This window comes from Nonomuraea sp. NPDC003214 (assembly GCF_053590035.1).
This window is the reverse complement of record NZ_JBSFSX010000025.1, coordinates 25,945-45,294: the sequence shown is the minus strand read 5'-3', so window position 1 is coordinate 45,294 and position 19,350 is coordinate 25,945. Positions and strand designations below refer to the sequence as shown.

Annotated in this window: 15 protein-coding genes; 5 read left to right on the top strand and 10 right to left on the bottom strand. The window is 71.2% G+C overall.

Features of this window, described 5'->3' with window-relative positions:
• Positions 1–7: 7 nt before the first annotated feature.
• The 3 genes from ACWDXC_RS42350 to ACWDXC_RS42340 all read right to left on the bottom strand — a co-directional run bounded on the left by ACWDXC_RS42350 (position 8) and on the right by ACWDXC_RS42340 (position 3,547).
• The gene (locus tag ACWDXC_RS42350) at positions 8–1,312 is read right to left on the bottom strand and encodes a hypothetical protein (RefSeq protein ID WP_449992269.1); all 1,305 of its coding nucleotides are present in this window, start codon (positions 1,310–1,312) and stop codon (positions 8–10) included.
• Between the two features lie 124 nt (positions 1,313–1,436).
• On the bottom strand, positions 1,437–2,216 hold the full coding sequence (locus tag ACWDXC_RS42345; RefSeq protein WP_357592686.1) for a class F sortase: 780 nt from the start codon (positions 2,214–2,216) through the stop codon (positions 1,437–1,439).
• Positions 2,216–3,547 carry a hypothetical protein gene (locus ACWDXC_RS42340; RefSeq protein ID WP_449992266.1) on the bottom strand — a complete coding sequence of 444 codons (1,332 nt, stop codon included), beginning with the start codon at positions 3,545–3,547 and terminating at the stop codon, positions 2,216–2,218. The genes ACWDXC_RS42345 and ACWDXC_RS42340 overlap by 1 nt, the downstream gene beginning before the upstream one ends.
• 190 nt (positions 3,548–3,737) lie before the next feature.
• On the opposite strand from ACWDXC_RS42340, the gene ACWDXC_RS42335 reads away from it, so the two are divergent.
• Both ACWDXC_RS42335 and ACWDXC_RS42330 read left to right on the top strand, forming a co-directional pair.
• Positions 3,738–4,883, top strand: coding sequence for an acyl-CoA dehydrogenase family protein (locus tag ACWDXC_RS42335; RefSeq protein ID WP_219508797.1), 1,146 nt, complete (start codon positions 3,738–3,740; stop codon positions 4,881–4,883).
• A 26-nt stretch (positions 4,884–4,909) separates the two neighbouring features.
• Positions 4,910–5,071, top strand: coding sequence for a hypothetical protein (locus ACWDXC_RS42330; protein ID WP_219508798.1), 162 nt, complete (start codon positions 4,910–4,912; stop codon positions 5,069–5,071).
• Here ACWDXC_RS42330 and ACWDXC_RS42325 read toward each other — a convergent pair.
• From ACWDXC_RS42325 to ACWDXC_RS42315, 3 genes are all read right to left on the bottom strand, one after another.
• A complete protein-coding gene (locus ACWDXC_RS42325; protein ID WP_449992262.1) occupies positions 5,037–5,834 on the bottom strand; it encodes an alpha/beta fold hydrolase in 798 nt (265 codons plus the stop codon). The two genes, ACWDXC_RS42330 and ACWDXC_RS42325, sit on opposite strands and share 35 nt — an antisense overlap.
• A 16-nt stretch (positions 5,835–5,850) precedes the next feature.
• Entirely contained in the window at positions 5,851–8,067 is a 2,217-nt protein-coding gene (locus ACWDXC_RS42320) for an ATP-binding SpoIIE family protein phosphatase (protein WP_219508800.1), read from the bottom strand.
• 123 nt (positions 8,068–8,190) lie between these two features.
• Positions 8,191–8,895, bottom strand: coding sequence for a metal-dependent transcriptional regulator (locus ACWDXC_RS42315; RefSeq protein WP_281427172.1), 705 nt, complete (start codon positions 8,893–8,895; stop codon positions 8,191–8,193).
• Between the two features lie 104 nt (positions 8,896–8,999).
• On the opposite strand from ACWDXC_RS42315, the gene ACWDXC_RS42310 reads away from it, so the two are divergent.
• Complete coding sequence (locus tag ACWDXC_RS42310) at positions 9,000–9,623, top strand: UdgX family uracil-DNA binding protein (protein ID WP_449992259.1); 624 nt, start codon at positions 9,000–9,002, stop codon at positions 9,621–9,623.
• Positions 9,624–9,661: 38 nt separating this feature from the next.
• Here the strand turns inward: ACWDXC_RS42310 and ACWDXC_RS42305 are convergent, their stop codons facing one another.
• On the bottom strand, positions 9,662–10,897 hold the full coding sequence (locus tag ACWDXC_RS42305) for an MFS transporter (protein ID WP_219508802.1): 1,236 nt from the start codon (positions 10,895–10,897) through the stop codon (positions 9,662–9,664).
• Between the two features lie 10 nt (positions 10,898–10,907).
• The gene (gene pdxH, locus ACWDXC_RS42300) at positions 10,908–11,561 is read right to left on the bottom strand and encodes a pyridoxamine 5'-phosphate oxidase (protein ID WP_219508804.1); all 654 of its coding nucleotides are present in this window, start codon (positions 11,559–11,561) and stop codon (positions 10,908–10,910) included.
• Positions 11,562–11,737: 176 nt separating this feature from the next.
• Between pdxH and ACWDXC_RS42295 the strand changes: the two genes are divergently transcribed.
• Positions 11,738–12,844, top strand: a complete 1,107-nt coding sequence (locus ACWDXC_RS42295; protein WP_219508806.1) for a citrate synthase 2 — start codon at positions 11,738–11,740, stop codon at positions 12,842–12,844.
• Here ACWDXC_RS42295 and ACWDXC_RS42290 read toward each other — a convergent pair.
• Positions 12,775–15,423, bottom strand: a complete 2,649-nt coding sequence (locus ACWDXC_RS42290; protein WP_449992254.1) for a hypothetical protein — start codon at positions 15,421–15,423, stop codon at positions 12,775–12,777. The two genes, ACWDXC_RS42295 and ACWDXC_RS42290, sit on opposite strands and share 70 nt — an antisense overlap.
• A gap of 63 nt (positions 15,424–15,486) precedes the next feature.
• Complete coding sequence (locus ACWDXC_RS42285) at positions 15,487–18,099, bottom strand: hypothetical protein (protein WP_449992251.1); 2,613 nt, start codon at positions 18,097–18,099, stop codon at positions 15,487–15,489.
• Positions 18,100–18,232: 133 nt separating this feature from the next.
• On the opposite strand from ACWDXC_RS42285, the gene serC reads away from it, so the two are divergent.
• On the top strand, positions 18,233–19,342 hold the full coding sequence (gene serC / locus ACWDXC_RS42280) for a phosphoserine transaminase (RefSeq protein WP_449992248.1): 1,110 nt from the start codon (positions 18,233–18,235) through the stop codon (positions 19,340–19,342).
• Positions 19,343–19,350 lie beyond the last annotated feature (8 nt).

Here is a 19,350-nt window from a genome sequence, read left to right as displayed (position 1 = left end):
GGGTCCATCATCCCTTGGATACGCCGCGACGCCGCATCAGCAGCCCCCCGGCCCCGGCCGCCAGGATCAGCGCCGACCCGGCCGCCAGGAACATCCGCCCGTCGGGCCCCATCGTCCCCCCGGCCCCGGTGTCGGCCCCGTCCTTGGGGGTCTCCGAGCTACGAGGGGGGGTGGTCGTCTCGCTGGGGGTGGGCGTCACGGTCTCGTAGACCGTGGTGGTCTTGGTGGGGGTGGGCGTCGAGGTCGTCGTCGGCGTCCCCGTCGAGGTGGGCGTGCCCGTCGCGGCCGAGACGGTGAAGGTGTACGTCTTGAGCCCGGACGCGGGCGCGGTGCACTTCACCGTGGGCGACGTCGCGGTGGTGCCGAAGGCGATGTCACCCGGGGTGATCGTGACGGTCCCGGCCGTGGTGGGCTTCACCTTGACGGTCACCGTGGGCAGCGTCGTCACGGTCTGCCCGGCAGTCATGGCGGCCTCACCCGTGGCCGAAGCGGGCGTGCCCGCACCGCTGGACTTCAGCGAGGCGAAAATCTTGGTGCCAGTGGGGAAGCCGGTCGAAGGCACCGGCAGCTCTTCACCGGTGGTCTGCACAGCGCCTGTCCACGTGATGGAGGCGTCCTGGTTGGCCTTGGCGCCGGTCGGCATGGTCGGCGTGACCTTGATGTCAACCTCGACCGGAGTACCGGCCGTGCCGTTGGTGACTGCCGCGCACTGGTAAGCGACGATGTCCGACGTCCCGCCACCGTTACCGGTGCCGATGGGCACCTCCAGCACGTCGGTGGACGTAGTGGAGCAGTTGCTGAATGCTTGATCGCTAGTCGCGAGATTCAGCTTGAGCGCGCCCGGCTTGATGCTCACCTTGCCGGTGGTCCCGGTGGGAACTGACAGCTTGTAACTCACCTGACCGGCCGTGGTGGTCGGCGCTTGAGCCGAGACGGCAGGCCCCTCCTTCGGACCGGGGTCGCTAACCGTGACCGTAGTAGGCGTATTGGTGAGCGACAGGTCCACCTCCAGTTTGGTGGCCGTGGTGGCAGGGGTGGTGAGTGCCAACGCAGGGACGGAGACCGTCAGGTCGAGAGTCGAGCCCGCGGCAACAGAGTCCGGGGCACTGAGCCCAACGCTGAACGCGGTGGGCTGATTGATCGGCCCGCCCGTCTGGCATGTGTAACTGAACTGCTTGGTCACTGCCATGGCCGCGGTCTCGACCTGGGCCGAGGCGGCAGGAAGTGGGGCGACGAAGAGGACGAGTGTGCCCAACAGCCCAGAAGCGGATGTCTTGAGGGCGAGGCGGCGCCGCGCCTTGGACGTCAGCACTGTCCTTCTCCGTTTCAGCACAGTCACAACAGGGCGTACCACGATTCCAGCCGTTGGTTACGGTTGGGTTGAGATCATACGGACTAATCCTGTCAATCTCCTGTAAAAGACCAAAAAGACGGTATCAGCCCTTCTTCTTGGACAGGGTGGCGTAGACGATGATGTTGTCCGTGTAGCTGTGGGCCGCCTTGTTGTAGATCCCGCCACACGTGATGAGCCTGAGCTGGGCTTCCTTCGTGTCGCCGTACACGCGCTTGGTGGGGAACGTCTTCTTGCCGACCTGCTCGATGCCGCTGACCGTGAAGCGCGTCACCTTGCCGTCGGAGCGGTACACGTAGATGTGGTCACCCTTGGACAGCTCGCTCAGACGCTTGAAAACAGCGGCGCCTTTTTTCGTGGCGACGTGGCCGTTGATCACCGAAGGGCCGAGCTCGCCCGGCAGCGGGCTCTTGCCGTACCAGCCGGTCAGGTTGGGCTTGCTGAGCGGCGGGGTGGCGAGGGCGCCCTGCTTGGTGAGGCCGACCGTGTTGATCGGGGCGTTGACCTTGATGTCCGGGATGCGGATACGGGTGGGCCTGACCTTGGTGGTCTTCGACTTGACCGGCTTGATGGCCGGGACCACTACCTCGGCGGGCAGCGGCGGGGGCGCGTCGAGGCGGGCCGGCGTCAGGGGGACGTTCTCTCCGCCGGGGCCGACGCTGGGCGGCAGCTCGAACGCGCCCGCGTTCTGATACTGCAGCGTCGCCGGGTCCTGCTGGGCCGCCATCGGGACCGGGCCCGAGCCGTCGTCCACCGGCGGCGCCAGCGACAGCAGGCCGACCATGATGGCGCCCACGCCGGCCAGCGACCCGGCGATCAGCAGCGCCGGGGTGGCCTTGGACATCGTCGACTTCAGCTCGCTCATCAGTCAGTCCCTCCGGCGTGTCCGGCGCGGCGGCGCCGCACCAGGAGCCCACCGGCTGCGCTGCCCATCAGCAGCAGCGACCCGCCGGCGATCAGCGCGTACGAGCCGCCCGCGACCTGCTCGGGCGCCTCACCGGTGTCCACGCCGCCCAGCGGGGTGGTGTCGACCTGGGCGGCCTTGTAGTTGGTGGCGGTGGGGCCCGGCGTGGTCTTGGCCGTGGGCGTGGGGGTCTTGCTGCTGCCCGGGACCACGACCACCACGTGACTGGTGCTGGGCCAGGGGACGTGCCGGTTCGGCGGCGTGGGCGTCGGCCCGTCGGTGGGGCCGCCGGTCGGTCCGTTGGTGGGACCGTTCGTCGGCCCGTTCGTGCTCGTGACGGTGGGGCTCACGGTCGAGGTCGGGGACTGGGAGGCGCCGCCCACGGTGATCTCGACGGTGCCCGGGTTGTTGGTGACCATGCAGGTGGACTTGTGCTCGGTCGGCGGGTCGATCAGCTCGCGCGTGTGCAGCTTGAACGCGTCGAGGTAGGCAGGCTTGTCGTGCTCGTAGCTGCGGACCCGGAGCGTGTGCTGGCCGTAAGGGAGGTCCAGGCGCTCCCAGAGCGAGACGTTGCCCCGGATGGCGTTGGTGGGGTTGCCGTTGCCGTCCTTGGTCGGGTCGACGATCGCGGACTCGTCGTCGTCGATGACCACCCGCACCTGGCCGGCGCCCGGCATCTCGCGGCCGAGGTACTCGAACCCGGTGCCGCGGAAGCGGATGACGGCCTCACCCTCGCGGGTGGTGGTCACGTGGACGTCCCGGCCGTGGTCGCCGTACTCGAAGGGGGTCGAGCCCTCGTGCGACCAGTCCTTCTTGTAGATGATCCGGGGGTCGTCGTCGTTGACGATGACCTCGCCCGCCGGGGGCACGAAGTCGACCGTCATCGCCTGCGGGGTGAGCTTGATGACGCCGGCGTCGGTCATGTGCGCCTCGGAGGAGAGTCCCTCGGGGGCGACGAGCGGCTGGTTGGGCTTGAGCGCGCTCTGGTCCTTGCTGCCGTGGGCTTCGAGGGTGCCGTTCCAGGCGCCGTCGAGCTTGACGTTGCCGACGAGGGAGACGCGGGCGCCTTCGGCGTAGTAGTCGGGCGACTTGAAGCGGGGCGCGCCGACGTGCTCGATCGACCAGCCGAGCTTGAGCATGCTGCCGACCTGGACGGCCGTCGGGATCTGGACCCGGGCTTTCAGCTTGACCTCGGACGAGCCGGCGATACCGCCCGTACACGTGTAGTCGACGACGAGGTTGAACGTACTCGCCTTCGCGGGTATCGCGACGAACGCGGCTGAGGCCGCCATTCCGATCGATGCGGCGATCCACGCATTGCGCCACCGACTCACGGCTAACTCCGATCGCACAGTAAACCGAAGGTAGATCTTAGAGCCGTCAAGCCCCGCAACACGCCCATGTTCCACCACTTGTGATGAACCCGTGTCCGCCCGCCAGAATCGTATTCTGGAACGCACACACCCCCTGCTAGGAGGCGACATGCGGCGAGACCTCTTCGACGAGGAGCACCTGCTTTTCCGGGAGACCGTGCGGGAGTTCATGGCCCGTGAGGTGGTGCCCCATCACGCCCGGTGGGAGAAGGACGGCATCGTGCCCCGCGAGGTCTGGAAGAAGGCCGGGGAGGTCGGCATGTTCGGCTTCTCGGTGCCGGAGGAGTACGGCGGGGCGGGCATCACGGACTTCCGCTACAACGCGGTGATCGTCGAGGAGATCATCCGCAATGGCGCGTCCGGCCTGGGCTTCTCGCTGCACAACGACGTCGTGGCCCCGTACCTGGTGGATCTGACGGACGAGGAGCAGAAGCGGCGGTGGCTGCCGGGGTTCGCGAGCGGTGAGCTGATCACGGCGATCGCGATGACGGAGCCGGGCGCGGGCAGCGACCTTCAGGGGATCAGGACGACGGCGGTGCGCGAGGGCGACCACTACGTGCTGAACGGGCAGAAGACGTTCATCACGAACGGCGTCAACGCCGATCTCGTCATCGTGGTCGCCAAGACCGATCCTGCCGCCGGGGCCAGGGGGACGACGCTGCTGGTGGTCGAGCGGGGCATGGACGGGTTCGGGCACGGCCGCAACCTGGACAAGGTCGGCATGAAGGCGCAGGACACGGCGGAGCTGTTCTTCGAGAACGTCCGGGTGCCGGTCGCCAACCGGCTCGGCCCGGAGGACGGCCGGGGCTTCTTCCAGCTCATGGACAACCTGCCGCAGGAGCGCCTGTCGATCGCGGTGGCGGCCGTGGCGGCGGCGGAGACGGTGCTGGAGCAGACGATCGAGTACTGCAAGGGCCGTCAGGCGTTCGGCCGGAACATCGGCTCCTTCCAGAACACCCGGTTCGTGCTGGCGGAGCTGGCCACCGAGACGGAGATCGCCCGCCACTACGTGGACAAGTGCATCGTGGCGCTGAACGCCGGCGAGCTCACGGTGGTCGACGCCGCCAAGGCCAAGTGGTGGACCACCGAGCTGCAGACCAAGCTCATCGACCGCTGCCTGCAACTGCACGGCGGCTACGGCTACATGAACGAGTATCCGGTGGCCAAGGCGTGGCTCGACAGCCGCGTGCAGACGATCTACGGCGGCACCACGGAGATCATGAAGGAGATCATCGGCCGCTCCTTCGGTTTTTAGCCGTCCGGCGACGCATACTGGAGACCATGGACAGCGGCCTGATCCTCCTGGTTTTCCTGGCTTTGCTGTTCGCCTGGGGCCTCAACCGGGTGCGCCGGGCGTTCAGGCTCGGCGCCGTGGGCTACGCCGGCATCATGATCGTCTTCGTGATCGTCATGCTCCTGCTGTGGGGTCAGACGTTCCGCTAGCCTCCAGCAGCACCCGCGCCACCAGCGCCGGGTCGTCGCTCATGGGTACGTGACCGCACCCCTTGAGCAGCTTGACCCGCTGGCCCGACCAGCGGGCGGCGCGCACGGCCTGGCGGCGCGGCAGCAGCCGGTCGTGCTCGCCCCAGGCGATGGTGATCGGTGACTTGGGCGGCGCGGGCGGCATCAGCCCGGAGAACGACGCGAGCGTCTCGTCGAACCCGGCCGAGCCGGCGAGCGCCTGCGACCCGGCGGTGAGCGCGGTGGGCGTGAGCCTCGACGGATGGGCCACCAGGAGCCCGGCCGACAGCGTGCGGCCGAGCGCGCTCTCGGCGGTCCGGCCCGCCGGCTCGGGCGGCAGCGCGCGGGCCGACGCCCGGGCGGCGCGCAGCACCGCCTGGCAGTAGAGCAGCTCGGCGCGTGACCAGAACCCGGCCGGCGACAGCGCGGTGGCGGTGCGGACGGTGCCGCGCGAGGCCAGCTCCAGCGCGATGTAGCCGCCCAGCGAGTTGCCGGCGATGTGCGGCTCGCGCAGGCCGAGCAGCGCGCAGAAGGACTCGACGGCGTCGGCGAGCGACTCGGCCGTGTAGGGGACACCGTCGGGCAGCCCGCGCGAGCGCCCGAACCCGGGCAGGTCGACGGCGATGACGGTGCGCGCGGCGGCCAGCCGGTCCATGACCGGCAACCAGGCCTGCCAGTGGTGCCCGATGCCGTGGACCAGGATCAGCGGCTCGCCGGAGCCCCGGCGTTCGAAGGCCAGCTCCATGCGCGTAAGTGAACCATCAGCGGCTGCGCGTGGGAATCTCGAACCAGACCGCTTTGCCTTCCCTGGTGGGCCGCGAGCCCCACCGCTTGGCGAGCTGGTCGACCAGGTAGAGGCCGCGGCCGCCCTCGTCGTTCTCGCCGGCGCTGCGGATGCGCGGCAGCCGCAGGTCCTGGTCGAACACCTCGACCCAGACCGACTCGCCGCCACGCCGCAGCCGCAGCGTGAACTCCTTGTCGCCGACCACCTCGTCCTCGAAGCCCGGCATGTCCCAGGAGTCCTCGAACGGCAGCGGCGGCCCGTCGACGATCAGCTCGCGGCGCGGCACGCTGGCCGTGGAGGCGTGCAGCACCACGTTGGTGACCACCTCGGAGACGAGCAGGCAGGCCAGCTCGGCGCGCTCTTCCGGCACGTTCCAGCCTTCGAACGCCTCCGACGCCATCCGGCGGGCCTCCCCCACCATGATCGGCTGGGCCGGGAACGTACGCTCCTCGACGTCGAGGTCGGCGTCGCTGGAGCGGACCACGAGGATCGCCATGTCGTCGTCGATCTCGCCGGGCACCGCGACGGTGGCGGCGTCGGCGATGCGCTCGACCTCGGCGTCGGCCATCTTGGCGAGCTTTTCGCAGAGCACCCCGAGCGTCTCGGCCTCGGTGGGCATCTCGCCGAGCCGGGCGGGGCGGCGGTCGACCAGGCCGTCGGTGTAGAGGAGCAGCGCCGCGCCGGGCGGCAGCGTGCGCGTCTCCTCCTTGTAGACGAGGTCGGCGTGCAGCCCCTTGGCGCGCACGCCGAGCGGCTGGCCGACCTCCTCGATGTCGAGCTCGACGCACTGGCCGTCGTGCAGCAGCAGCGGCGGGGCGTGCCCGGCGTTGGCGAAGGACAGCTGGCGCGACCAGGCGTCGTAGACCAGGTACTGGCAGGTGACGATGGGCGGGATGCTGACGTCGGCGCCGTTGTCGTCGCGCTCGGGGGTGGCGATGATGCGGGTCCACTCGTCGAGCCTGGCCAGGATGTCGGCGGGCGACTTGTCGTCCTGGGCGAAGGCGCGCAGCGCGGCCCGGAGCTGGCCCATGATGGCGGCGGCCTTGGCGCCCCGGCCTTCCACGTCGCCGATGACGATGCCGACCCGGCCGGCCGACAGCGGGATCACGTCGTACCAGTCGCCGCCGACCTGGGTCTGGATGCCCTGGCCGTGGGAGACGAGCGGGGCGGCCGGGTAGTAGCGGACGGCGATCTGGAGGCCGTCGAGCTGCGGCAGCGCCCGGGGCAGCAGGTGCTTCTGGAAGGACTCGGCGGTGTGCCGCTCCTCCTCGAACAGCAGCGCGTTGTCGATGGCGAGCGCGACCCGGGTGGCGATGGCCCCGACGAAGTCACGGTCGAAGGCGTCGTAGTGGGGGCTGCGGCGGTCGGTCAGGTTGGACAGCCCGAGGTACATCAGGCCCAGCGTCTCACCGCGCACGCTCAGCGGGGCGACGATCGCGGAGTTCATGCCGACCTCGCCGCACAGCCGGGCGCTGCCCTCGGACGGGGCCGGGAAGCTGTTGCCGGCGAAGTCGTCGACCAGGATCGTCTCCTGGCGGCGCATGGCCGCCTCGGCGTAGTGGCCGGACGGGTAGCGGATCTCGGCGCCGACGGGCTTCCAGGTGCCGGGCGGCGGCGACCAGCCCTGTACGTGCTGGGAGATCCGGCGCACCAGCCGGTCGCCCTCCATCAGCTCGATGAAGCAGTGGTCGGCGAACTGCGGGACCAGCATCTCGGCGACCCGCTTGAGCGTCTCCTCGACGTACAGCGAGCCGGCCAGCCGCTCGCCGATGCGCTCCAGCAGGCCGAACCGGTCCTTCTCGCGCTCGTTGCTGCGCAGCGCCTCGCGGGCGGTGATGACGATGCCCGTCACCGAGCCGGAGGTGTGGCGCAACGGCACCGCCTGGGCGCGCACGTACAGGACGGAGCCGTCGGCGCGCCGCACGTCGAACGTGCCCTCCCAGACGCCGCCCTTGAGCACGTGCTTGCTCAGCTCGATGGCCTGCGGGTGGTCCTTGTCCATGATCCCGAAGGACTGTGCCGAGGGGTCGCGGCCCGACGCCCGTGGCCGCCCGAACAGCCGCTCGGCGAACGGGTTCCAGTAAAGGAGATTGCTGAACCGGTCGGTGACGACCACCGCCATCTCGGCATGGTCGAGCACCGACGACGCGGCCAGGTGATCGGCGTCGGGTGACACGTCCCCCCATCGCTTCATCCGGAGACCACTCCTAGGGGACGCATGCGCGAAAAGCGAACCACGGGCGCTCCTGCAACAGTCTTGGCCGGGGGGGAGTGGAGGGGCTCCCAGTTGGGATTCAACCAAGCAGCCGCGCGTGCGTCAGCGCCTGGTGACGAAAACGTGCGCGGCAACGTCACGCGGGATCTCCGCGAGAGAGTCGTTCGCGTCACCGTCACCTGTCACCCGCACACCGTCGTCGCTCGCCGCGAGCGTCACCTCGCGTCCGGGTTGTATCCCAACTTGCTTGAGTTTAAGCATCAGAGCGGGATCACTTTGCACTTGTTCGCTAATTCGACGCACTACCACGGGCACTCCTTGGGCCCCGGCGACCTCCGTCATGGTCGGCAGCATGCTGCCGGACGGTTCGGCGCTCTCCTGCGCGCCGAGCTCGGCCAGGCCGGGGATGGGGTTGCCGTGCGGGCACACCGTGGGGTTGTCGAGCAGCTTGACCAGACGGGTCTCGACCGACTCCGACATGACGTGCTCCCAGCGGCAGGCCTCGATGTGCACCTCCTCCCAGGGCAGCCCGATGACGTCGGTCAGCAGGCATTCGGCGAGCCGGTGCTTGCGCATGACCCTGGTCGCCAGGGTGCGGCCGAGCTCGGTCATGGACAGGTGGCGGTCACCCTCGACGCGGACGAGGCCGTCGCGCTCCATGCGGGCGACGGTCTGGCTCACCGTGGGGCCGCTCTGCTGCAGGCGCTCGGCGATGCGCGCCCGGAGGGGGACGATGCCCTCCTCCTCGAGCTCGTAAATCGTCCGGAGATACATCTCCGTCGTGTCGATCAGGCCGTGTGCGGTCAAGGCTCCTCCCAACTGCATGCTACGCCGGTCGTGGCGGGGACTGAGCCCGTCCGCTTCGGGCACAGGAGTCAGAGGCAAAGCCTATGGGGGAGAAACGACCGACGATGTCAAAGGACGGAAACAACTCAGCGGCCGAGTTCCTTCCCGATCGCCTGGACCTGACGTCGCTGCGGGAGGCGGCGGCCGGCTGCGAGGGCTGCGACCTCTACCGGGCGGCGACGCGCACGGTGTTCGGCGAGGGGCCCGCCGGGGCCGCGTTCATGCTCGTCGGGGAGCAGCCCGGCGACCAGGAGGACCTGCAGGGGCACCCGTTCGTCGGACCGGCCGGGCGGGTGCTGGACCGAGGGCTGGCCGAGGCCGGGATCGAGCGGGAGGACGTCTACCTGACGAACGCGGTCAAGCACTTCTCGTTCACCCGGCAGGGCAAGCGGCGCATCCACCAGAAGCCGACGGCGGCCGAGATCGGGGCCTGCCAGCCGTGGCTGAACGCCGAGCTGGCCGTGGTGGAGCCGCAGGTGGTCGTGGTGCTGGGGGCGACGGCCGCGCGGGCGCTGCTGGGGCGGGCGTTCCGGGTGACGCGGCAGCGGGGGGCGCCGGTGCCGCTGGGCGAGGCCACGGCGGTGGCCACGATCCACCCGTCCGCGGTCCTGCGCGCGCCCGACCGGGACGCGGCGTACGAGGGCTTCCTCGCCGACCTCAAGGTCGCCGCCGGTCAGCGAGAGCGGTAGTGCCACAAAAGCGGTAGTGCCTCAAGGCGCGCGGCCGGTCAGCGGGCGCGGTAGTTCCTGAAGCCGGCCACCGACAGGCCGGCGACGAGTACGGCCAGCGCGCAGGCGATGCCGCCGCCCACCCACGCGGTGGTGAGGCCGAAGGCGGTGGCCGTGGCTCCGGCCCGGACGTCGCCGAGCCGGGGCCCGCCCGCGACGACGACCATGAAGACTCCCTGCATCCGCCCCCGCATCTCGTCCGGCGCGTACAGCTGGAGTATGGACTGCCGCCACACCGAGGAGACCACGTCGGCGGCTCCCCCGACGGCCATGAACAGCAGCACGAGCCAGAGCTGCTGGGCGAGCCCGGCGGCGGCGACCGCGAGCCCCCACACGGCGATGACGGCCGTGAGCGCCAGGCCCTGGCGGGTGACCCGGGTGACCCAGCCGGAGAACAGCCCGCCGATGACCGACCCGGCCGCCATGGAGGCCACCAGCCAGCCGAGGACGTTCAGGTCGCCGCCGAAGCGCAGGTCGACGAGCTCCGGGAACAGGGCTCTGGGCAGCGCGAACACCATGGCGATGATGTCGACGACGAACGACATGAGCAGCACCGGGCTGGTGGCGATGAAGCGGAGCCCCTCGGCCACGGACCGCCAGCCGGGCCGGGACACCTCGCCCTGGGGTGCCAGCGCGGGCAGCCGGAAGGCGGCGTAGAGGCTGGCGGTGAACAGCAGGGCGTCCACGGCGTAGGCGGCCGCGTAGCCGCCCTCGGTGAGCAGGATGCCGCCGATCATCGGCCCGGCGACGGCGCCGATGCTGTAGACGAGCGAGTTGAGCGCGTTGGCCGAGGGCACCAGCTCGGCCGGGAGCAGCCTGGGGATGATGGCGCCCCGGGTGGAGGAGCTGACGGCGAAGCCGGCGGCGCCCACGGCCACGGTCGCCAGCAGCACGTACACGTTGGGGACGCCGACCAGCGCCTGGATCAGGATGAGCATCGTGCTCACCCAGGCGACGGCGGAGCCGGCGACGAGGAGCTTGCGCCGGTCGACGGCGTCGGCGACGGCCCCGCCCCACAGCCCGAAGATCACCAGGGGGATCAGGTTGGCCAGGCCCAGCATGCCGACCCAGAACGACGACCCGGTCAGGTCGTAGACCTGCTGGCTGACGGCCACGACGGTGGCGCCGAGGCCGACGTGGGAGACGGCCTGGCCGATCCAGAGGCGCCGGTAGGCGGGCACGGACAGCGGCCGGGTGTCGACCAGGTGACGCTTGACGAAATCCCCGAATGTCACTTAAGGCACATTAAGGGGCAAGTCTCTCCAACTCCCACCCCGGCCGCGTACGCCGGTAACGCAGCCGGTCGTGCATCCGGTCGAGCTGCCCCTGCCAGAACTCCACCTCCACCGGCGTCACCCGGAAGCCGCCCCAGAAGTCGGGCACCGGCGGATCGTCCGGCCAGCGCGCCGCCAGCTCCTCGTAGCGGGCGTCCAGCTCCTCCCGCGACCGCACCACCGCCGACTGGCGCGACGCCCACGCGCCGATGCGCGAGCCGTACGGCCTGGCGTTGAAATAGGCGGCCGACTCCTCGGCCGACAACCTCTTCACCGAGCCCTCCACCCGCACCTGGCGGCGCAGCGGATGCCACGGGAACAGCAGCGACGCCCTCGGGTTCTCCGCCAGGTCGCGGCCCTTGCGGGACTCGTAGTTGGTGTAGAAGACGAAACCGCGCTCGTCGTAGCCCTTGAGCAGCACGGTCCTGGCGCTCGGCCGGCCCCCCGCGGAGGCGGTGGCGAGCACCATGGCGTTGGGCTCGGGCAGACCGGCGTCGAGCGCGTCCTGGAACCAGACGGTGAACTGCGCGATCGGATCGGCGGCGACGGCGGCTTCGAGCAGCGGTTCGCCCTCATAGGTCCGGCGAAGCCCCGCCAAGGAGGGCGGGCGCGAGGTGGCATCCACGAGACGGTATTCTCGCGTGCTTGGTGGCAGATCCCACACAGCGCCCCCTACCAGCGGTTATGGCCTACCGGCGGGTCCCGAGACCGAGCACGACCTGGGAGGGGGTTAAATTGACTGGCCGGTATCTCGACATCAAGGCATTGCCGGAACATGGCAAGAAAGGGAGGCGGCCGAGAATGTCCGACTTCAAACCCGGCCTCGAAGGCGTCGTAGCTTTCGAGACCGAGATCGCGGAACCGGACAAAGAAGGGGGCGCCCTTCGATACCGGGGCGTCGACATCGAGGAGCTGGTCGGCCGTGTGCCCTTCGGGCATGTGTGGGGCCTGCTGGTCGACAACAAGTTCCAGCCGGGCCTGCCCCCGGCGGAGCCGTACCCCATCCCTGTCCATTCCGGTGACATCCGAGTCGACGTGCAGAGCGCGCTGGCCATGCTGGCCCCCGCCTACGGCTTCAAGCCGCTGCTCGACATCAGCGACGAGGAGGCGCGCGACCAGCTCGCCCGCGCCTCCGTGATGGCCCTGTCCTTCGTGGCGCAGTCGGCGCGTGGCCTCGGCCTGCCGATGGTGCCGCAGAGCCGGGTCGACGAGGCCAAGACCATCGTCGAGCGTTTCATGGTCCGCTGGCGCGGTGAGCCTGACCCCAAGCATGTCAAGGCCATCGACGCGTACTGGACCTCCGCCGCCGAGCACGGCATGAACGCCTCCACCTTCACCGCCCGCGTCATCGCCTCCACCGGCGCGGACGTGGCCGCGGCGCTGTCCGGTGCGGTCGGCGCCATGTCGGGCCCGCTCCACGGCGGCGCCCCGGCGCGCGTGCTGCACATGATCGAGGGCGTCGAGCAGCTCGGCGACGCCAAGAAGTACGTGCAGAGCGAGCTCGACAAGGGCAACAGGCTCATGGGCTTCGGACACCGCGTCTACCGCGCCGAGGACCCGCGGGCCCGCGTTCTCCGCCGCACCGCCAAGGAGCTCGACGCGCCTCGCTACGAGGTCGCCGCGGCCCTTGAGCAGGCGGCCCTGGAGGAGCTGCACGCCCGCAAGCCCGACCGGGTGCTGGCCACCAACGTCGAATACTGGGCCGCCGTGGTCCTGGACTTCGCCGAGGTGCCCTCGCACATGTTCACCTCGATGTTCACCTGCGCCCGCACGGCCGGCTGGGCCGCGCACATCCTGGAGCAGAAGCTCACGGGCAGGCTGGTGCGCCCGAGCGCCAACTACATCGGCCCCGCGTCGCGTCCGCTCAGCGACGTGCCCGGCGCCGCCGAGGTCGCCGGCACCATCTGACGCCCTCCCTGACGGCCCGCCGGTCCGACCGGCGGGCCGTTCGCGTCGTCCGCCCCGCGCAGCGCGCGGTCGGGGCAGTCGGCCAGGCTCGGCCCGACCTCGGTGAGCCTGCCGCACACGCCGACGAGCTTCGGCTCCTGGCCCACCTGGATGAGCATGACCGGCTTGCCGGCCGACTCGTGCAGCTCCCTGCCGCCGGTGAACTCGATCACCCCGGTGGTCCCGTACTGCGTGCCCATCGTGCTCAGCCCGAACAGGACCGTGCCCTTGTCCGGCACCGGGCCGGGGGCGGCGGAGATCGCGAGCCCGAGGGCGAGCGCGGCGTCGTGGGCGAGCATCGCGTGCAGCCGCGACGGCTGCGCGTCCTTGCCGATGAGCCGCTGGATGCGCCCGATCTGGGCTTTTCCTCCCTGGCCCTCGCCGCCCGTGACGTGGTCCCAGACCTTCTCCCACGCCAGCGTGACGTAGTGCAGGCGCAGGTTGGGGTGGTCCTTGAGCCTCTGGTGGTTGTCCTGGACGTACTTGGTGACGTCGTCGGAGGCCAGCACGTGGTGGATGCGGGACTGGCTGCACCCCTCGTCGATGCCCTGGACGAAGGTGACGAAGTCGTCGCCCCTGCCGGTGTAGTAGATGAGGTCGGGCTTGCCCGCGCACGCCTTCTTCACCTGGGCCTTGAGCCGGCGCCCGCCCGTGTACGACAGGCTGGTGACGCCGGCCTCGCCGAAGGCGTCGCGGAAGCCGGCGGCCAGGTCGGCGCTGTAGAGGTCGCCCTCGGTGACGTCCTCCAGCAGCGTCACCTTCTTGGCGGCGGGCAGCCCGCCGGTGCCCGCCTTGACCCACGCCGCCGACGCCTTGGCCTCGCGGCCGTTGTTGGCGGCCATGCGGAAGAAGTACGGCGACGGCACCTGCTCGTGGTGGCCGAGCTCGTCGGCGGTGCCGACGGTGACCATGACGGGCAGCCCGGCGGTGTTGAGCACCGCGATGGCCTCCTGGTTGACCGCGCGGCTCTGCGCCATGCCGATCACGCCGACGATCGGCGCGCCCGACTCCAGCCGGTCGACGACCTGCCGGGCGAGCGTCACGGACTTCCTGAACGCCTTGCCGGGGTTGCCGAGCAGCACGCGCATCTTGGGCCGGTCGCCGCTCTGGGCGTTGTAGTCCTGCTGGTAGGCGGCGATCCCGTACAGCTCGCCGTGGGAGCCCGCCAGCAGGGCGTCCGGCGCGCCGGTCATCGGGCCGATGTAGACGATCTCCACGTAGCGGCCGCTGTCGACGGCCTTGACGTTCTCGGCCGCGATGCGGGCGATGGGGGTCTTCAGCCGGTCGTGGAAGACGTAGCCGCCGTCGCTGATGCCGACGCACTCGCCGAGCTCGTCCCGCAGCACGTCGGGGGCCTGGCAGTAGGTCATGGCGGAGTTCCACACGTACAGGCCGGAGGCGATCAGCGGCACGACCAGCAGCGCCACCATGATCGTCCAGTAGGCGCGCACCCGCTTGTGCCCCGCCACCGGCGCGAGCGGGGCCGCGCGCCGGTCGTCCCCGGCCGTGAGGTCGACGCCCTCGATCACCAGGTACGCGGGCCCGTGCCGGTGGCTGACCCGCCGCAGCCACTCGTGGTGCGCCTCCTCGTCGCCGTCCGCGCCCGTGACGCGCACCGTGCGCACGTCGCGCACCAGCCCGGGCGACTCGGGGCCGGAGGTGACGACGAGCAGCGGGTCCCACTGCGCGTTGCGCTCGCGCACCTCGTGCAGGCGGCCGAGGAACGCCGCCGCCGCCGTGTCGGCGGCCGTGACGCCCTTCAGGTAGAGCACGCAGTGGTAGGCACGCGCCCACGCGGGCCACAGGAACAGCCTGCGGCGCCTGTACGCCTGCCTGAGGTCCTCCAGGAAGGCGCCGACCAGCAGACGCTCCAGCTCCTCGTCCGACGCCCTGGCGGCCAGCCTGCTCGCGTACGCGGGCAGCCGCTCCCACGGCGTGCGCTGCTGCGCCGCCTGCTTGCGGAACCACGAGCTGCGCACGTGGGTGCGGGCCAGCACGGCAGCGTGCCCGACGGCCACCACGACGCCGGCCGCGACGCTCACCCCCCACGCCAGCAGCGTGGTCGCCTGGCCGAGCCAGGTGCCGATCACCGACGCCGCCGGGATCCAGCCGGTCAGCGACCTGCCCAGGTAGTCGAGCATGACCACCCTCGGGCGGTCGTCAGGGGGCCCGCCCCGGCCCGGCCGGTCCTCGGCCAGCGCCCGCTCCATGTCGGGGATGGCCACCTCGCCGAGCTCGCGCCGGCGCAGCACCAGCAGCACGAAGCCGGTGAGCTGGAACCTGATCCTCGGCAGCCCGCGCGGTCCGGTGCGCTCGCCGAGCTTGGCCACCGCCTGCTTCACCAGGTCGGGCACGCCCGAATAGGCGGCCGGCGAGAAGTACGGCACCGGCTGCCCGTCGGGCACGATGAGCGGCTCCAGGTCGCCCTCGCCCGTCAGGAACACCGACACCTGCGGCAGCGACCGGTCGCGCCGCCAGGGGGCGGGTCGCCGGATGAGCCTGCCGAACAGGTGCCGGAGGAACGTGCGGACATCGGCCATGCGTCGCTCCCTGGCGGTCGCCCCCCGACGATCCACTCCTTTGTCGACATACTGCCGTAAATCTCATGGAGTGATGTGTCCAGCCGCCGCGCCCACGTCGGGCAGCCCCGGGCACAGCGGCTCCTCGGCGGGCCCCCGGGCGGCGTCCAGCGTGCCGCAGATGACGGTGGGCACGCTGTGGCCCTTCCCGTGCGGCACCTTCATGATCGCGATCACCTTGCCGATCGGCGTGTGGCGGTCCGTGACGCCGAAGTCGATCACCCCGCCGGAGCCCTCCCACGAGCCCTCACCGGCCGTGCGGGAGAGCCGGTAGAGGATGTCGCCCCGGCTGGGCAGCCCGCCGCCCGTCCCGGCCGCCCGGTAGGCCGTCGCCGCCGCCTGGTAGATCACGCTGATCGCGTCGTAGCTGAGGATGAGGTAGTCGTCGGAGGCGTCCGGGTGCGCGCCGCCGACCAGCCTGCTGACGAACGCGGTCGGCTTCGCGCCCGCGTGCGCCCACAGCGACCGGTCCGCCAGCGTCAGGTAGTGCACCTCGACCTGCCGCATCCCGGCGATCTCGGCGCCGTGGTCGGCCACCACCTTGGCCACGTCGTCGCCGGCCAGCACCTTCACCTCGCCGCACGCCTTGCCCTCGACGTCCTTGAGGAAGTCGCGGAACTCCGCCGCCCGCCCGGCGTAGACCAGGACGCCCGGCCTCAGCCTGCACGCCTTGATCGCCGCCGACGGGATGCCGCCGTCGCGGACGGTGTAGGCGACCCGGTCCAGGACCTTGACGCCCTGCCCGGTCAGCGCCGCGGCGAAGTCGTCGGCCAGGTTGTTGGTGTAGTGGTCGGCGGGCGAGCCGTCCTGGACGACGACCGCCGACGGACTCTTCACCCCGGCGAGCAGCTCCTTGCGGACGAACCGGGCGCCCAGCGCCGCCTCGCGGAAGTTCGTCGGGCTCACGTGGAAGTAGTACGGCGACGGGTCCCCGCCCACGCCGACGCGACCCAGCCCGTCGGCGGTCGCCGTGCTCGCCACGATCGGGATCTTGGCCGCGTGCAGCTCCTCGACGGCCTGGCTGACGCCCGCCACGCTGCGGGGCATGCCGATCACGCCCATCACGTGCGGGTCCTCGGCGGCCAGCTCGGTGACCAGCCGCGCCGTCCGGCGGCCGTGGGCGAAGCCGTCGCCGGCGTTCGCGACCAGCACACGCAGCCTCGGCGTGCTCGACACGGTCCGCTGATACTCCTCGACCGCCGCGAGCTCCGACACCGCCGCCGACAGCCGGGTGTCGTCCGACCACGTCTTGTCGATCGAGAACTCGCCGAAGAGCACGACGTCCACGAAGAGACCGGACGCGACGGCGTACGCGTTGTTCTGGTCGATCTTCCTGACGAGCTCCCGCACCCGGCCCTCGAACAGCCCGTCGGGCGTGGGGCCTTCGGCGTTGACGATGCCGACGCACTCGCCGCCGGACCGCTCGGCCCAGCGCAGCCCGCCGCAGTGCGCGTCCCTGTCGAGCTGGCTCCACACCGCCCAGGCCAGCGGCAGGGCCACGAGCAGCCCGATCGCCGTCCAGTAGCCCAGGGCCCGACCCCGGCGCGGCTGCGCCTGCGGGTACTCGCCCTCCGGCGGCCCGGCCCCGGCGTCGACGACCAGCCGCAGACGCGGCACCCGCAGCCGGGCCCGGCGCCGCCACCGCCCGACCGCCTCGGCCAGCCCGTCGAGCGTCTCGGCGCGCTCCGGCGGCCTGGCCGGGACCGCGGGCGCCGCCGACAGCACCACCATCGGCGCCAGCAGCCCGGTCTTCTCCGTGGTCAGCTCCAGCAGCTCCAGGAAGCGCGCGTTGACGCCCGCCGGATCGGCGGCCTCCAGCGCCAGCAGCGCGTACCGGCCGCGCCCCCAGCTCGGCCACGGGATGATCCACTTCTTGTACGCCTCCCGCAGGTCCCGCACCAGCGCGTGGACCAGCAGCTTCTCGATCTCCTCGTCCCCGGCGTCGGCCAGGCGCAGCGCGTACTGCGGCAGGCGTTCGAGCCGCCCCCTGCGCACGTACGGCTGCTTGCCGAACCAGCCCGTGAACAGCGAGCCCCGGATCGACAGCGCCCCCTGGGCGGCCGTGCCGGCCAGGGCCACCACGGCGCCCAGCAGCCACGGGATCACGCCGACCAGGTCGGTGGTGCCGCCCGCCCACCACACGGCCAGCGTGCCGACGGGCACCCAGGTCGTCGCGGCCCGCGCCAGGAAGTCGGCCGACGTGCGCACCCCCCGGTCGTCGCCCCGCCTGCCCCTGCGCCAGTCCTTCAGCCGCTTCTTGAACTCCTGGTAGCCGCCGTGCGTGCGCGGATCGGGCGGCCACTGCTGCACGCCCTCCGGCTTCGGCTCGCGCTGCTCCCGCGCCCACACCACGAACTGCGCCAGTGGGAAGCGCGGCGGCGGCAGCAGCGACCCGCCGATCGGCCTGCCCAGGTCGCCCTGCTCCCCCGCCAGCGCCCGCACCAGCTCCAGCACCGAGCCGTGGGCGCCGTCGGGCACCGTGGCGCACGGCACGCAGTCGCGGAACGGCGCGATCAGCGCCTCCACCGTGGCGGACGCCTCCGGCCCGGTCACGATCACGATGGGCAGCGGCGGATCCGCGCGCCAGAACGCCGGACGGCGGATCAGCTTCTCGACAACGCCTCGTACATCGGCCACCTGGACACCCCTCCGGCCGCGCCTCACGCTGTGTCACAGCCTCGTCACGTACTCCAAGGGGGCGATCGTTTCATCTTTTCTCAGCATCCGGACCCGGGACCAGGGAATCTCGGCGGCTGGATACCCTTGTCTGGTGGCTGACATCGTGATTCCCGCTGACATCAAGCCCGCCGACGGCCGCTTCGGCTGCGGGCCCTCGAAGGTGCGCACCGAGCAACTGGCCGCCCTCGCCGCCTCCGGGGCGAGCCTCATGGGCACCTCACACCGCCAGAAGCCGGTCAAGAACCTCGTCGGCCGCGTGCGCTCCGGCCTGGCCGACCTGTTCTCGCTGCCCGAGGGCTACCAGGTCGTGCTCGGCAACGGCGGCACCACCGCCTTCTGGGACATCGCCGCCTTCGGGCTGATCCGCGACCGGTCGCAGCACCTGTCGTTCGGCGAGTTCTCCTCGAAGTTCGCGACCGTGGCCAAGAAGGCCCCGTGGCTGGGCGAGCCCTCGATCATCAAGTCCGAGGTCGGCACCCACCCCGAGGCGGTCGCCGAGGACGGGGTCGACGTCTACGCCCTCACCCACAACGAGACCTCCACCGGCGTGGCCATGCCGATCCAGCGGGTCGGCGGCGACGACGCGCTCGTGCTGGTCGACGCCACCTCCGGCGCCGGCGGCCTGCCCGTCGACGTGTCGGAGACCGACGTCTACTACTTCGCCCCGCAGAAGAGCTTCGCCTCCGACGGCGGCCTGTGGATCGCGATCATGTCGCCGCGCGCCCTGGCCAGGGTCGAGGAGATCGCGGGCTCGGGCCGCTACGTGCCGGAGTTCTTCAGCCTGCCGGTCGCCATCGACAACTCGGCCAAGGACCAGACCTACAACACCCCGGCCGTGGCCACGCTGTTCCTGCTGGCCGACCAGCTCGACTGGATGAACGGCAACGGCGGCCTGGCCTGGACCACGTCCCGCACGGCCGACTCGGCGCAGCGCCTCTATACCTGGGCCGACAAGTCGTCCTTCGCGACGCCGTTCGCGGCCCCCGAGTTCCGCTCGCAGGTGGTCGGCACCATCGACTTCGCCGACTCCGTCGACGCCGCCGAGGTGGCCAAGGTGCTGCGCGCCAACGGCATCGTCGACACCGAGCCCTACCGCAAGCTGGGCCGCAACCAGCTGCGGGTGGCGATGTTCCCGGCGATCGACCCGGCCGACGTCGAGGCCCTGACGGCCTGCATCGACCACGTGGTCGAGCGCCTCTAGCCCGCGAC

Coding starts and splice junctions, on each gene's coding strand:
- ACWDXC_RS42325 (WP_449992262.1), bottom strand. CDS start 5,834: ATGGAGCTGGCCTTCGAACGCCGGGGCTCCGGCGAGCCGCTGATCCTG.
- ACWDXC_RS42290 (WP_449992254.1), bottom strand. CDS start 15,423: ATGGCCGATGTCCGCACGTTCCTCCGGCACCTGTTCGGCAGGCTCATC.
- ACWDXC_RS42295 (WP_219508806.1), top strand. CDS start 11,738: ATGTCCGACTTCAAACCCGGCCTCGAAGGCGTCGTAGCTTTCGAGACC.
- ACWDXC_RS42330 (WP_219508798.1), top strand. CDS start 4,910: ATGGACAGCGGCCTGATCCTCCTGGTTTTCCTGGCTTTGCTGTTCGCC.
- ACWDXC_RS42320 (WP_219508800.1), bottom strand. CDS start 8,067: ATGAAGCGATGGGGGGACGTGTCACCCGACGCCGATCACCTGGCCGCG.
- ACWDXC_RS42340 (WP_449992266.1), bottom strand. CDS start 3,547: ATGGCGGCCTCAGCCGCGTTCGTCGCGATACCCGCGAAGGCGAGTACG.
- ACWDXC_RS42310 (WP_449992259.1), top strand. CDS start 9,000: ATGTCAAAGGACGGAAACAACTCAGCGGCCGAGTTCCTTCCCGATCGC.
- ACWDXC_RS42335 (WP_219508797.1), top strand. CDS start 3,738: ATGCGGCGAGACCTCTTCGACGAGGAGCACCTGCTTTTCCGGGAGACC.
- ACWDXC_RS42345 (WP_357592686.1), bottom strand. CDS start 2,216: ATGAGCGAGCTGAAGTCGACGATGTCCAAGGCCACCCCGGCGCTGCTG.